Source organism: Bordetella genomosp. 7 (assembly GCF_002261265.1).
Lineage (GTDB): Bacteria > Pseudomonadota > Gammaproteobacteria > Burkholderiales > Burkholderiaceae_B > Bordetella_A.
Genome location: NZ_NEVK01000004.1, coordinates 198,369 through 210,512, shown reverse-complemented (window position 1 = coordinate 210,512; position 12,144 = coordinate 198,369). Strand labels below are relative to the sequence as shown.

The following is a 12,144-nucleotide window of genomic DNA, read 5'->3' as shown; positions in this document are numbered from 1 at the left end:
GGGGCGCTCAATAAATAGCGGTTCTGCATCCGCGACGTTCGACGCGATGTCCGCCGCGGGCCCTCCGCCTATTCTGGATACGCCATGGAAACACTGACCCATCACGCGCCCCACGGACACGAGGCTCCGCACGGTTGGCGCCGTTGGCTGTTTGCCACCAACCACAAAGACATCGGGACGATGTATCTCATCTTCTCGTTCGTCATGCTTCTTGTAGGCGGCTTGCTGGCGTTGCTGCTGCGCACCGAGCTCTTCGAGCCGGGCCTGCAGTTCTTCCAGCCCGAACTGTTCAACCAGTTCACCACCATGCACGGCCTTATCATGATCTTCGGCGCGATCATGCCGTCGTTCGTGGGCTTCGCCAACTGGATGATTCCGATGCAGATCGGCGCGTCCGACATGGCCTTTGCGCGCATGAACAACTTCAGCTTCTGGCTGCTGCCCGTGGCCGCCTCCATGCTTACGATGTCCTTCTTCGTATCCGGGGGCGCCACTGCGGCGGGCTGGACGCTGTACGCCCCGCTGTCCACACAGATGGGCCCGGGCATGGATCTGGCCATTTTTGCCGTGCACCTGATGGGCGCCTCGTCCATCATGGGCGCGATCAACGTCATCGTCACCATCCTGAACATGCGCGCTCCCGGCATGACGCTGATGAAGATGCCGATGTTCTGCTGGACCTGGCTGATCACCGCCTTCCTGCTGATCGCCGTGATGCCCGTGCTGGCCGCCGCCATCACCATGCTGCTGACCGACCGCCACTTCGGCACCGGCTTCTTCAATGCGGCCGCCGGCGGCGACCCGGTGATGTACCAGCACGTGTTCTGGTTCTTCGGGCACCCCGAGGTCTACATCATGATCCTGCCGGCCTTCGGCATCGTGTCCATGGTGGTGCCCGCGTTCTCCCGAAAAAAATTGTTCGGCTACGCGTCCATGGTGTATGCCACCTCGGCCATCGCGGTGCTGTCGTTCATCGTGTGGGCGCACCATATGTTCACCACCGGCATGCCCGTTGCCGGCCAGCTGTACTTCATGTACGCCACCATGCTGATCTCCATACCCACGGGGGTGAAGGTGTTCAACTGGGTGGCCACCATGTGGCGGGGTTCGCTCACCCTGGAGACGCCCATGCTGTTCGCCATCGGCTTCATTTTCGTGTTCACCATGGGTGGCTTCACGGGCCTGATCCTGGCCGTGGCGCCCATCGACATCCAGGTTCACGACACCTACTACGTGGTGGCGCACTTCCACTACGTGCTGGTGGCCGGCTCGCTGTTCGCGCTGTTCGCGGGCGCATACTACTGGGTGCCCAAGTGGACGGGCCGCATGTACAACGAGAAGCTGGGCAAAGTGCACTTCTGGTTCACCCTGATCTCGTTCAACATCACGTTCTTCCCCATGCACTTCCTGGGGCTGGCCGGCATGCCGCGCCGCTACGCCGACTACGCCGCGCAGTTCACCACCTTCCACCAGATGGCCACCATCGGCGCGTTCTGGTTCGGGCTGTCGCAGCTGCTGTTCCTGTATGTCATGGTGCAGTGCTACCGCGGCAAGGGCGCGACCGCGGCAGCCAAGCCCTGGGAAGGCGCCGAAGGCCTGGAATGGACCGTGCCGTCGCCCGCGCCGCATCATACATTTGCCCTGCCGCCCGAGGTGCATTGAGTCGCTGCCATGTTTTCCGCCCCAACCTGCACGGGCGCGATGCCAGCCCGTCGCTCTACTGAAGAAACCGCCGCGATTGCGGCCGCCGACATCGAACGACGCTGGACGCTCAAGCGCAACTGCTGCGTCATGCCACGGGAATTCCTGCAGGGCATGGCCGTCACGGCCGGCCTGGTGCTGGTGGTCAGCCTGGCGTTCAGCTGGCGCGGGCTGTGGCTGGTGGCGCTGTTCGGGGCGATGGAGATCGCCCTGATCGCGGGCGCCACCGTGTGTTTCGCCCGGCATGTGCGCGACGGCGAGACAGTCACGCTGCTTACCGACGGCCGCATGATCGTCGACATCTGCACGGCCGGCAACACCACGCGCCATGTGTTCAACCGCAACTGGGCACGCCTCGTGCGTCCGTCCGACTCGCCGGACGCGCTCTGGCTGCATTACGGCTCGGTGCGCGTGCGGCTGGCTCGCCACGTGCCGCCGGAGCGGCGCCGCGACCTTGAAACCGACCTGCGACGTTCGCTGCCCTGGCGCGGCCCACCCGGCACGTGCCGGGCGGCGGCCGCACCCCACACGGGAGATCAGCATGACCGTCCGATTGAAAAAACTGCATGACCAGGTCATGGTCATTACCGGCGCCAGCAGCGGCATAGGCCTTGCCACCGCCCGCATGGCCGCACGCCAGGGCGCCAAAGTGGTGCTGGCCTGCCGCAACCAGCAGGCGCTGGACGAAATCGTGGAAAGCATCAGGGCCGAAGGCGGCGATGCGCTCGCCGTGCAGGCCGACGTGGGCGTTGCCGCCGACCACGACCGCATACTGGGCGCCGCCACCGAAAAATACGGGCTGGTCGACACCTGGGTAAACAATGCCGGCGTGTCCATCTTCGGGCGGCTGGAAGACGTACCGGTCGAGGACCAGCGCAAGCTCTTCGACACCAATTACTGGGGCGTTGTCTACGGATCCATCACGGCCGTGGCGCATCTCAAGAAGCACGGCGGCGCGCTCATCAACATCGGCAGCGAAGTTTCCGACCGCGCCGTGCCGCTTCAGGGGGCTTATTCCGCGTCGAAGCATGCCGTCAAGGGCTACACCGACGCCCTGCGGATGGAGCTGGAGGCGGAAGGCGCGCCCGTATCGGTCACCCTGATCAAGCCGGCCTCTGTCGCAACCGGCTATGCCCGCCACGCCCGGAACTACATGGACGTGGAACCCAGCCTGCCGCCACCCATATATGCCGCGGACACCGTGGCCCGCGCGATCCTGTACGCGGCCCAGCATCCGCGCCGCGACATCTACGTGGGCAGCGCCTCTAAAGTCATGTCCTCCATGGGCTGGCGCATGCCGGGCGTGGCCGACCAGCTGGCGGGCTGGCTGATCCGCAAGCAGCGCAGCGAAACTGCCGCCGCCGATCGCGCCGATGCACTCTATGAAGCCGGCGCGCCTGTGCAGGACGATACGGCGCGCGACGGCGCGCACGCGCCCCATGTGCGGCGGCACAGCATGTATACGCAGCTTTCCACCAGCGGGCGCGGGCTGGTGTGGGCGGGCGCGGCAGCGCTGATCTGCGGCACCGTCCTGACTGCCGCGCGCGGCCGCCGCTGGCACTGAGCGGCATTGGCCGATGCCGGGCTCCTTGCGGGGCCCGGCATTCTCTAGCCTGCACCGCGCGCCCGCGGCTTGTATGATCACTCCTGTCCCGCCGCGGCCGCGGCATCCGAACGCGCTACATACTAATGAACACCGGTAAAGACACCATCGGCATGATAGGCGTTGGCCTCATGGGCCACGGCATCGCCACCAATATCGTCAAGCATGGCCATCGCCTGGTCCTGCTCGATCACCCCGGCAACCAGCCCGTGGACAAGCTGCTGGCCGCCGGCGCGGCCAAGGTCGCCAGCCCCGCGCAGGTGGCGCGCCAGGCCAACATCATCATCCTGTGCGTAACGGGCACGCCGCAGGTAGAAGACGTGCTGTTCAGCCCAGACGGCCTGCTGCAGGGCCTGCGGCCGGGCACCGTCGTCATCGATTGCTCTACCGCGATTCCCTCCTCCACGGTGCGCATTGCGCAGACACTGGCCGAAGCCGGCGCGCAGTTCCTCGACGCCCCCATGACCCGCACGCCCAAAGAGGCCGCCGAAGGCCGCCTGAACCTGCTGGTTGGCGGCGATCGCGCGCTGTATGACCGCTGCCTGCCGCTGCTGCGCTGCTACGCCGAAAATATTTCGTACGCAGGCCCGGTGGGATCCGGCCATCGCATGAAGCTCATCCACAACTATGTTTCGCTGGGGTGTGCGGCCATCATTGCCGAAGCCGCCGCGTGCGCGCAGCGGGCAGGCATCGAGCCGGACGTGCTGGTGGACATCCTGGCCAAGGGCGGCGGCGGCGGCGTCGCACTGGATCGCATGCGCCCTTTCCTGCAGTCCGGCGACGACTCGGGGCTGCGCTTCTCGCTGTCCAACGCGCGCAAAGACTTGAATTACTACACCACCATGGCTGAAGAAGCGGGCGCCGTGCATGGCGCAGCCAGCGCCATCGAACAGTTGTTCGAACTCGGCGCGCAGGCGTGCCCGCCGCAGGCCACGGTGCCGCACCTGGTGGACGTACTGGCCCGCAGCCCGCGCGAGACCTGACCCCGGGCGCGCCAGGCGCGCCTTGTAGAGCGTGGCGCTGCGCACTACCATGGGACCAGGGCTTGCGTTGCAAGCCCTTCCAGGAGGGCCGCCATGCCGCCACGAGTACCCCACCTGACTGCCTGCGCCTGCGAAAGACGCCTGTTGCAAGGGCTGGTCTGGCTGTTCCTGGCGGCGGCGCTCGTGTTCGCGGGGGCACACGCCCGTGAACCGGCCGCGTTGCCGGCGCAGCCCGCTCCGGTAGTCGTCCTGCAGTTGCAGGGCGCAGTGGGCCCGGCCACTACCGAATACCTGCGGCGCGGGCTGGCCGAGGCAGACCGGCGGCGCGCCGCTGCAGTAGTGCTGCGCATCGACACCCCCGGCGGCCTGGCCTCGTCCATGCGCGAGATTGTGCGCGATATTGTCGGATCGCCTGTGCCCGTCATCGGCTACGTTGCGCCCGGCGGCGCGCGGGCCGCCAGCGCCGGCACCTACATACTTTATGCCTGTCATGTCGCCGCCATGGCGCCTGCCACCAATCTGGGCGCGGCAACACCCGTGCAGATGGGCGGGCCCGGCGCGCCGGCCGACCGCCCCGCATCCCCCGAAAAGCGCGAGGGCGGGCCGGACAAGAAACCCGACAGCGCTGGCGCCGGCGGCGGCGATGCGCGCGAGCGCAAGGCCATCAATGATGCGGCGGCATTCATCCGGGGCCTGGCCGAACTGCGCGGGCGCAATGCACAATGGGCCGAAGACGCCGTGCGGGGCGCCGCCAGCCTGAATGCATCCGAAGCGCAGGCGCAGAACGTCGTAGACCTGCTGGCCAACGACATGCAGGACCTGCTCGCCAAGGCCGACGGGCGCGAGGTGCGCGTGAACGCGTCCGCCATCCCGCTCGCCACGCGCAACGCCCCGCTGGTGGAACTGCAGCCCGACTGGCGGACCCGCGTGCTGTCGGTGATCACCGACCCCAACATAGCCTACATACTGCTCTTGCTGGGCATATACGGCATCCTTTTCGAGATGATGAATCCCGGAGCCATCCTGCCCGGCGCGCTCGGAACCATCGCCCTGGTGACTGCGTTGTTCGCCCTGAATATGCTGCCCGTCAGCTACGCGGGGCTTGGCCTGGTGGTGCTGGGCATCGCGCTGATGGCGGCCGAAGCGTTTACGCCCACGCTCGGATTGCTGGGTGTGGCCGGCCTGGCGTTGTTCGCGTTCGGCTCGCTGTTTCTGTACGACACCCCGGCCGCCGACTTTTCCCTGTCGGTGCCCGTGGTGGCCACCGCGGCCGCCGCCAGCGCCCTGGTGCTGTTCATGATCTTCTTTGTTGCTTTGCGGGCCCAGCGCAAGCGCGTGGTGGCCGCAGGCAGCGCCCAGCCCGGCCAGCGCGTCGAGGTGCTGTCGTGGCATGGGCATTGCGGATTGGTGCGGGCCGGCGGCGAAACCTGGCAGGCGCGGTCCGATACGCCCCTGCGGCCGGGCGAGCAGGCCATCGTCCAGGGTCGCCAGGGCCTGGTTCTGCAATTGCAGCCCTCTGACACCCCTCACAAGGAACAGCAATGACGCTTATCGTATCCGTGGTTCTGGCAGCGCTGCTGGTGCTGCTGGCCGTATCGATGATCCGTGTCCTGCGCGAGTACGAGCGCGGCGTAGTCTTCACCCTGGGACGGTTCACCGGCGTAAAGGGGCCGGGGCTGATCATCCTGATTCCCGTGGTGCAGCAGATGGTGCGTGTCGATATGCGGACTGTCGTGCTCGACGTGCCCACGCAGGACATTATTTCGCGCGACAACGTGTCCGTGAAGGTCAACGCGGTGCTCTACTTCCGCGTCGTCGATGCCGACCGCGCAGTCATCCAGGTCGAACAATACATGGACGCCACGAGCCAGCTCGCGCAGACCACGCTGCGCTCGGTGTTGGGCAAGCATGAGCTCGACGAGATGCTCTCCGAACGAGACAAGCTCAATGCCGACCTGCAGGAAATCCTCGACCGCCAGACCGAAGACTGGGGCATCAAGGTCGCCAACGTCGAAATAAAACATGTCGATATCGACGAAAGCATGGTGCGCGCCATCGCGCGCCAGGCCGAAGCCGAACGCAACCGGCGCGCGCGCATCATCAACGCCGAAGGCGAACAGCAGGCGGCCGAAAAGCTCGTGCAAGCGGCCCGCGTACTGGCCAGCACGCCCGAAGCCATGCAGTTGCGCTTCCTGTCCAGCCTGTACGACATCGCTGGCGACAAATCATCCACCATTGTGTTCCCGGTGCCGATAGACCTGCTGCGCGGCGTATTCGACAAGGCCGCGGCGCGGCCGCATGCCGGCGCCGCGGATGCCCCTGCAAGATAGGCGCATCACAGCTGGCCGCTTTCCACGGCGGCCAGCATCGGCGAGTCGGCCTGCCAATACTGCATGGCCTGCAGTTCCCGAGCCTTCTCCAGGTGGCTCTGCAGCATGGGCACCACGCTTGCCGCGTACGCCTGGATTTGCGGATCTTTGCTGTTGCGCACGGTGCGCTTGTACAGTCGCAGCACGGCCGCCTGCCCTTCCAGGGCGACTTTGGTCAGATAAAGTTCATCGAACTCGCCGGGCGCGGCCTTCTGCAATTCTCCCAGCACGGCATGCTGCTCGGCCCCCACGGCAGTGGGCACCGAGCGCGATTTGTCGGCCGCCAGCGCGAGCAGGCTGGCCCGCGCATGCGCGTGATCGGCTCTGACGGCCCGCGCGTACTCCCGGACCTCGCTGCGCGTGGCGCGCTGCAGCGCCAGCTCGCCGGAGCGCAACTCGAACAGCCCCGCCCGCGTGGCGGCTTCCATGAACAGGCGATCTTGCTGGTCCAGCGCGGCAGAGGACGCGTATGCCTGTATACCCACAATAACAGCCGCCGCAGCCACGGCGGCGATGCCGGCCATCTTCCACGGATCCATGTCAGTCTCCCCCAATGTGGCCCGCCAGCGCGGGCGACTCAGGGATAGCAACCCGCGTGCCTGCGGGGGGCGATGCAGCTGCCCCCTTCCCGCGGCCCGCAGGCGGGGCGATGGGCGGCGGGTGTCCGGACAGCTACGAGCGATTGTCCACCGGCGGCGCGCCCGGCGTCTGGTTGCCCGGGTCCCACAAGTCATCCGGCTCCACCCCGGGTGGAATCCGCACCTTGGCGCCGGCGCGGTTCGGGTCGGCCGGACGATCGTTGAGCGTGCGCTCGGCGTCGCGCCGGGGCTCGCGATCCGCTTGTTTGTCGGACTCATCGGGCTGGGTAGGTTTCTGGCCAGTGGCATTCATAACGGCTCCTCATTGACGTCGACAGCAATGCGTCTTCCGCAAGCGGCATACCCGCGCCCGCGCCGGGCACGGCGTTTGCGATAAGCCCGGCGGGCGCCGCGGGCGCGCCCCTACGCCAAGGAGCTGAACCATGTCACAAGCAATGCTTCCGGTCTCGCCGTTTCCCTTTCGCGCAGTGCCTCGTCCGCCAGGCCTGGGCCCCAGCGATTCGTCGGATTCGGGCAGCGACCTGCCCGGCCCGGGCGGCGACCACGACACCGACTCCCAGGGCACGGGCGAGCGCGAAAGCGTGGAGCCCACCCTGGATGAGGACAGCGGCGCCGACATCGAGACGGACCGCATCGTGGACGAAGAAGAAGCCGGACTCGCGCGCACGCGCCCCGATCCGGCCCGCAACGGCGGCCAGCCGGACTGAAGCCAGGCCGCTGTCAGGCGGCCCCCACTGCACTGGTAACTAATGGAGCTGGGCCATGGATGTGAATTGGCCGGAACTGTTTCGTCTGACGGTGCCGCCGCTGGAGCTCTTCGTGCGCGGATCGGCAATGTACTGGTTCATACTGATTCTCCTGCGCATAGCGGGGCGGCGCGATATCGGATCGATGGGCGTGGCCGACATGCTGGTGCTGGTGCTGATTGCCGACGCCGCGCAGAACGGCATGGCGGGGCAGTACCAGTCCATCACCGATGGCGCGATCCTGGTGGCGGTAATCGTCGGATGGGTGGCTCTGATCGACCGCCTGACCTATTTTCTGCCCTGGCTGGACAGGATGCTGGAACCCAAGCAGATATGCCTGGTACGCGATGGCCGGATGCTGCGTCGCAATATGCGGCGCGAATACATCACACCCGACGAATTGTTGAGCGAATTGAGGCAACAGGGCTGCCACGGCCTGGCCGACGTCAGTCGCGCCTATATCGAGCCCGACGGCAATATCAGCGTGCTGAAGCGGCCGGGCGCGCCCTGACCTGCGGCTCGCCAGTGCGGCGCGGCCGCTCGCCGCGGCCCGCACTTCCCCCTACCCCCTGCGTCAGGCCGCCAGCTCCTGCGGCCGCGTATAACGCCGGGCTGGCGCTCGCGTGCGCACGGCCAGCTCGTCATACACAGCCAGCAAGTCCTTGCCCACCTGCTGCCACGTGAACAGGCGGCGCGCGCGCCGTGCCCCCGCCCATCCCATCTTCTGGCGCAATGTCGCGTCGCTTGCCAGTTGGGCCAATCGCGCGGCAAGCGCCTGCGGATCGCGGGCGGGCACCAGAAAGCCAGTCTTGCCGTCCTTGATCGTGCTGCGTATGCCGCCCGTGTCCGACCCCACCACCGGCCGCCCGCAAGCCATGGCCTCCACGGGCGTGATCCCGAATGGCTCGTACCACGGCGTGGTCACGAAGACATCGCTCGCGCTGTAATACCACTTCAACTCATCGCGGTCTTTGCGGCCGACGAAATCCACGCACGCCGTGACGCCGGCCTGCTCTGCCACCTGGCGCAACCGCGCCAGCTCGGGGCCATCGCGTTCATCGCCGCCCACCACGCAAAGACGCGCTGCCCTGCCGTAACGGTCGCGCAGCACTCCCAGGGCTTCGATCACGTTGTCCACGCCTTTGCGCTGCACCATCCGGCCCAGCTGCAGCACGCGGAAGTCCCCTTCCTGCCAGCCCAGGCGCCGGCGCGCCACGTTCGCATCGACGGGCGCCATTTCGCCCGGATCATAGCCGCAGGGCACGACGCGGATGCGGCCCGGATCCGCGTCGTAGAGATCCAGCAGGTCGCGCCTGTCCTGCGGGCATTCGGCGATGATGAGGCCCGCCTCGCGCACCACCGTGCTTTCGATATCGAAGCGGCTGTCGGGAAAACGGTCGGCTTCGCGCTGATGCAGTCGCCGCACGCGACCCAGCGCATGAAACGTCACCACCAGCGGCGTGCCGAAGCGCCGCGCCACCTCCAGGCTGGCATACGCCGACATGAAGAAGTTTGCGTGAATCACATCGTAGGGACGTGACTGCTGGGCGACGTGCCGCGACAGAAAAGCTGCGAAGTCGTCCATATACGGCAGCAAGTCTTCTTTGGGCACATACCGCGCGGGGCCCGCCGGCACGTGTATCACACGGATGCGCGGCTGCCAGGCCACCACTTGGGCCAGCATGGGGTCATCTCGGCGCGTGAAAATATCTACCTCATGTCCCGCCGCCGCGAACTGCCTGGCCGTCTGGGCGACATAAATGTTCTGCCCACCGCTGTCGACACTGCCGGCTCGCGCCAGGGGCGAGGCATGTTCGCTGACAATCGCGATCTTCTTCATAAAGGATTCTCCATACGGGACTGGACGCCGTCACTGCCAGGCGCTGCCCGCCAGAGTCGCAAGCACTATGCCGTCTCTGCGGTCCGGGCAGACGTACGGCGGCGCACGCCGGCTCCGGCACTTCTTACACGGCGCCGTAAGAAACGGACGCGCCGGGCATCCCTCTTGCGGACGCCCCGCTGGGGCCGACGAACTGGCATGGATCTTGCATGCTTACGAGTGTTCTGTTGGATATCGCCGTAAAAAGGAGACAACGTTGATTCACGCTACAGAGTTGCGCTTGCGCCAACAAACCGCACTGACGCCCCGCCTGCAACAGTCGGTCAAGCTGCTGCAGATGTCAGCCCTGGAGTTCAATCAGGAAGTGCGGCAAGCGCTGGTCGAAAACCCGTTCCTGGAAGAAGACGAAGAAAACCTTCCCGCATATATGGCGGGCGATGAAGCCGACGGCACGAACACGCCGGTGGAACCGGCCCAGGCTATCGCGCCATCAATCATTGCCAGCGAGAACGGCCCCGTCGAGTACTCTGGCGACTACCCCGCATCGCGCCATACCCACGACGGCGCGCCCATGGACATGGGCCAGTGGGTGGGCGCGTCCATCTCGTTGCAGGAGCGCCTGGACCAGGAACTGCGCACCTACCGCCTTTCGCCGCGTGACCGCCTGTTGGCGCAGTACATCGTGCAGGCGCTGGACGAAGACGGCTACCTGCGCCAGCCGCTGGATGAACTGGCCGACAATTCCATCTTTGGCACGCCGCCCGATGAAAGCGAGTGGCGCGCCGCGTTGCGCCTGGTGCAGCAACTGGATGTGCCGGGGCTCGGTGCGCGCGACCTGAAAGAATGCCTGACCCTGCAACTGCAGGCCATGGACGAGCAGCGCGCGGGCGTTGCCCTGGCGCGCCGTATTGTCGATGAACACCTGAACGTGCTGGCCCGTCACGACTATGAAGCGCTGCAGCGCGCGGTCGGTTCCAGCGAGTCGGAACTGAGGCAGGCCTGCGACATCATACGTTCGCTCGATCCGCGCCCGGGCCGGCGCTATGACCAGGCGCCGCCCGCCTACATTGTTCCGGACGTCATTGTCCGCAAGGAAAATGGCCAGTGGAAGGTGCATTGCAACCGCGGCGCCGTTCCGCAGCCTCGGCTGCATCGCGCGTATGCCGACCTGTTCCGGACCACGCGCTATCGCGATCGCGGGCCCATGGCGCAGGAACTGCAGGAAGCACGCTGGCTGGTGCGCAACGTCGAACAACGCTACAGCACGATACAGCGTGTGGCCGAAGCCATTGTCCGCTTGCAGCACATGTTCTTCGAATACGGGCCGGTGGCGCTGCGCCCACTGATGCTGCGCGAAGTGTCGGCCGAACTCGATATCCATGAATCCACGGTGTCGCGGGCGACGGCCAACAAGTACATGGCGACCCCGATGGGCATTCTGGAATTCAAGTATTTTTTCTCGCGCGAGCTGGCTACCGACACCGGCGGCTCTTGCTCGGCGGGCGCGGTGCGCGCGCTGATCGCCGATCTGATCGACAACGAAGATCCTCGCATGCCGCTGTCGGACGTGGCGCTGGCCAGCAGGCTGGCAGCCGACGGCATTGTCGTGGCGCGCCGCACCGTATCCAAATACCGCGCCCAGTTGAAGCGACCGCCGGCTGAAATGCGTCGGCAGTACTGACGCACCTGGCCGGCCGCACCCGGCCGGCCGCGCCTCGCCGGCCGCGCCTGGCCGGCCGCGCATCAATACAGACGGCGCTGCCTGGGGGTGCAGGCAGCGCCGCTTTTCTTTGCGCGCGGTGGTTGCGGCATGACCCCGGGGCGCTGCCGCCCCGGGATCCGCGTTATCACTTCCCGCCCGTGTTGGGCATCTTCGGATCCGTCGTGCCCGGCTCATTGCGGTTGGGCACCTGGTCCTGCGTGGTGGGCATACCCGTCGCGCTGCCCGGCGCTCCTTGATGACCCGGAGCCGTCGACGTGCTGCCATGCGTGCTCATCGAGCCCTGGTCACGGTGCGCCGGATTGGTTTCTCCAGCGGGGGGAACCTGTCCGGGAGGCACCGGCGTATTGGGCGGCACGGCCGTACTGTCGTTGGGCGTGGTCGAGGGCGAAGTGCTCGACGGCGTGCCCGTATCCGGGGTCGACTGCGCATAAGCGCCTGACGCCATCGCGCCCATCATCGCCACAGCCGCGGTCAGGGAAAGTAGTTCACGCTTCATGTGAGTCTCCTAAACAGTGGTCAGAGTCTTCGTTATCGCAACCTCCATGCCCGCGCATGGCCGGCGCAGCGCCGGGGCCGGCCC

Annotated in this window: 13 protein-coding genes; 9 read left to right on the top strand and 4 right to left on the bottom strand. The window is 66.5% G+C overall.

Annotated features, from left to right (window positions below):
- The first annotated feature begins 84 nt into the window (after window positions 1-84).
- From ctaD to CAL19_RS08140, 6 genes are all read left to right on the top strand, one after another.
- Complete coding sequence (gene ctaD / locus CAL19_RS08165) at window positions 85-1,662, top strand: cytochrome c oxidase subunit I (RefSeq protein ID WP_094796513.1); 1,578 nt, start codon at window positions 85-87, stop codon at window positions 1,660-1,662.
- Between the two features lie 9 nt (window positions 1,663-1,671).
- The gene (locus tag CAL19_RS08160; RefSeq protein ID WP_094796512.1) at window positions 1,672-2,271 is read left to right on the top strand and encodes a DUF2244 domain-containing protein; all 600 of its coding nucleotides are present in this window, start codon (window positions 1,672-1,674) and stop codon (window positions 2,269-2,271) included.
- Window positions 2,243-3,265, top strand: a complete 1,023-nt coding sequence (locus tag CAL19_RS08155; RefSeq protein ID WP_094796511.1) for an SDR family oxidoreductase — start codon at window positions 2,243-2,245, stop codon at window positions 3,263-3,265. The genes CAL19_RS08160 and CAL19_RS08155 overlap by 29 nt, the downstream gene beginning before the upstream one ends.
- 125 nt (window positions 3,266-3,390) lie before the next feature.
- The gene (locus CAL19_RS08150; protein ID WP_094796510.1) at window positions 3,391-4,287 is read left to right on the top strand and encodes an NAD(P)-dependent oxidoreductase; all 897 of its coding nucleotides are present in this window, start codon (window positions 3,391-3,393) and stop codon (window positions 4,285-4,287) included.
- 93 nt (window positions 4,288-4,380) lie between these two features.
- Complete coding sequence (locus tag CAL19_RS08145; RefSeq protein WP_094796509.1) at window positions 4,381-5,832, top strand: NfeD family protein; 1,452 nt, start codon at window positions 4,381-4,383, stop codon at window positions 5,830-5,832.
- Complete coding sequence (locus CAL19_RS08140) at window positions 5,829-6,617, top strand: slipin family protein (protein WP_094796508.1); 789 nt, start codon at window positions 5,829-5,831, stop codon at window positions 6,615-6,617. Before CAL19_RS08145 ends, CAL19_RS08140 begins: the two co-directional genes overlap by 4 nt.
- 5 nt (window positions 6,618-6,622) lie before the next feature.
- Here CAL19_RS08140 and CAL19_RS08135 read toward each other — a convergent pair whose 3' ends face one another.
- Window positions 6,623-7,195 carry a DUF4142 domain-containing protein gene (locus CAL19_RS08135; protein ID WP_026641364.1) on the bottom strand — a complete coding sequence of 191 codons (573 nt, stop codon included), beginning with the start codon at window positions 7,193-7,195 and terminating at the stop codon, window positions 6,623-6,625.
- 133 nt (window positions 7,196-7,328) lie between these two features.
- Window positions 7,329-7,547 carry a hypothetical protein gene (locus CAL19_RS19590; RefSeq protein WP_026641363.1) on the bottom strand — a complete coding sequence of 73 codons (219 nt, stop codon included), beginning with the start codon at window positions 7,545-7,547 and terminating at the stop codon, window positions 7,329-7,331.
- 130 nt (window positions 7,548-7,677) lie between these two features.
- Here CAL19_RS19590 and CAL19_RS08130 point away from each other — a divergent pair, with 130 nt between their 5' ends.
- Both CAL19_RS08130 and CAL19_RS08125 read left to right on the top strand, forming a co-directional pair.
- On the top strand, window positions 7,678-7,962 hold the full coding sequence (locus tag CAL19_RS08130; RefSeq protein WP_038852704.1) for a hypothetical protein: 285 nt from the start codon (window positions 7,678-7,680) through the stop codon (window positions 7,960-7,962).
- Window positions 7,963-8,017: 55 nt separating this feature from the next.
- Window positions 8,018-8,512, top strand: a complete 495-nt coding sequence (locus CAL19_RS08125; RefSeq protein WP_094796506.1) for a DUF421 domain-containing protein — start codon at window positions 8,018-8,020, stop codon at window positions 8,510-8,512.
- A 63-nt stretch (window positions 8,513-8,575) separates the two neighbouring features.
- On the opposite strand, the gene CAL19_RS08120 is transcribed toward CAL19_RS08125, so the two are convergent.
- Complete coding sequence (locus tag CAL19_RS08120) at window positions 8,576-9,841, bottom strand: glycosyltransferase (RefSeq protein ID WP_026641361.1); 1,266 nt, start codon at window positions 9,839-9,841, stop codon at window positions 8,576-8,578.
- A gap of 256 nt (window positions 9,842-10,097) precedes the next feature.
- Here CAL19_RS08120 and CAL19_RS08115 point away from each other — a divergent pair, with 256 nt between their 5' ends.
- Window positions 10,098-11,522 (top strand): RNA polymerase factor sigma-54, encoded by a 1,425-nt coding sequence (locus CAL19_RS08115; RefSeq protein WP_094796505.1) that lies wholly within the window; start codon window positions 10,098-10,100, stop codon window positions 11,520-11,522.
- A 166-nt stretch (window positions 11,523-11,688) separates the two neighbouring features.
- Here CAL19_RS08115 and CAL19_RS08110 read toward each other — a convergent pair whose 3' ends face one another.
- The gene (locus CAL19_RS08110) at window positions 11,689-12,060 is read right to left on the bottom strand and encodes a hypothetical protein (RefSeq protein WP_094796504.1); all 372 of its coding nucleotides are present in this window, start codon (window positions 12,058-12,060) and stop codon (window positions 11,689-11,691) included.
- Window positions 12,061-12,144: the final 84 nt, after the last annotated feature.

What these genes read in the sequence shown, in the direction of transcription:
- CAL19_RS08155 (WP_094796511.1), top strand. Translation starts at nt 2,243, where the DNA reads ATGACCGTCCGATTGAAAAAACTGCATGACCAGGTCATGGTCATTACC.
- CAL19_RS08140 (WP_094796508.1), top strand. Translation starts at nt 5,829, where the DNA reads ATGACGCTTATCGTATCCGTGGTTCTGGCAGCGCTGCTGGTGCTGCTG.
- CAL19_RS08125 (WP_094796506.1), top strand. Translation starts at nt 8,018, where the DNA reads ATGGATGTGAATTGGCCGGAACTGTTTCGTCTGACGGTGCCGCCGCTG.
- CAL19_RS08150 (WP_094796510.1), top strand. Translation starts at nt 3,391, where the DNA reads ATGAACACCGGTAAAGACACCATCGGCATGATAGGCGTTGGCCTCATG.
- CAL19_RS08130 (WP_038852704.1), top strand. Translation starts at nt 7,678, where the DNA reads ATGTCACAAGCAATGCTTCCGGTCTCGCCGTTTCCCTTTCGCGCAGTG.
- CAL19_RS08110 (WP_094796504.1), bottom strand. Translation starts at nt 12,060, where the DNA reads ATGAAGCGTGAACTACTTTCCCTGACCGCGGCTGTGGCGATGATGGGC.
- CAL19_RS08120 (WP_026641361.1), bottom strand. Translation starts at nt 9,841, where the DNA reads ATGAAGAAGATCGCGATTGTCAGCGAACATGCCTCGCCCCTGGCGCGA.
- CAL19_RS08135 (WP_026641364.1), bottom strand. Translation starts at nt 7,195, where the DNA reads ATGGATCCGTGGAAGATGGCCGGCATCGCCGCCGTGGCTGCGGCGGCT.
- CAL19_RS19590 (WP_026641363.1), bottom strand. Translation starts at nt 7,547, where the DNA reads ATGAATGCCACTGGCCAGAAACCTACCCAGCCCGATGAGTCCGACAAA.
- CAL19_RS08145 (WP_094796509.1), top strand. Translation starts at nt 4,381, where the DNA reads ATGCCGCCACGAGTACCCCACCTGACTGCCTGCGCCTGCGAAAGACGC.
- CAL19_RS08160 (WP_094796512.1), top strand. Translation starts at nt 1,672, where the DNA reads ATGTTTTCCGCCCCAACCTGCACGGGCGCGATGCCAGCCCGTCGCTCT.
- ctaD (WP_094796513.1), top strand. Translation starts at nt 85, where the DNA reads ATGGAAACACTGACCCATCACGCGCCCCACGGACACGAGGCTCCGCAC.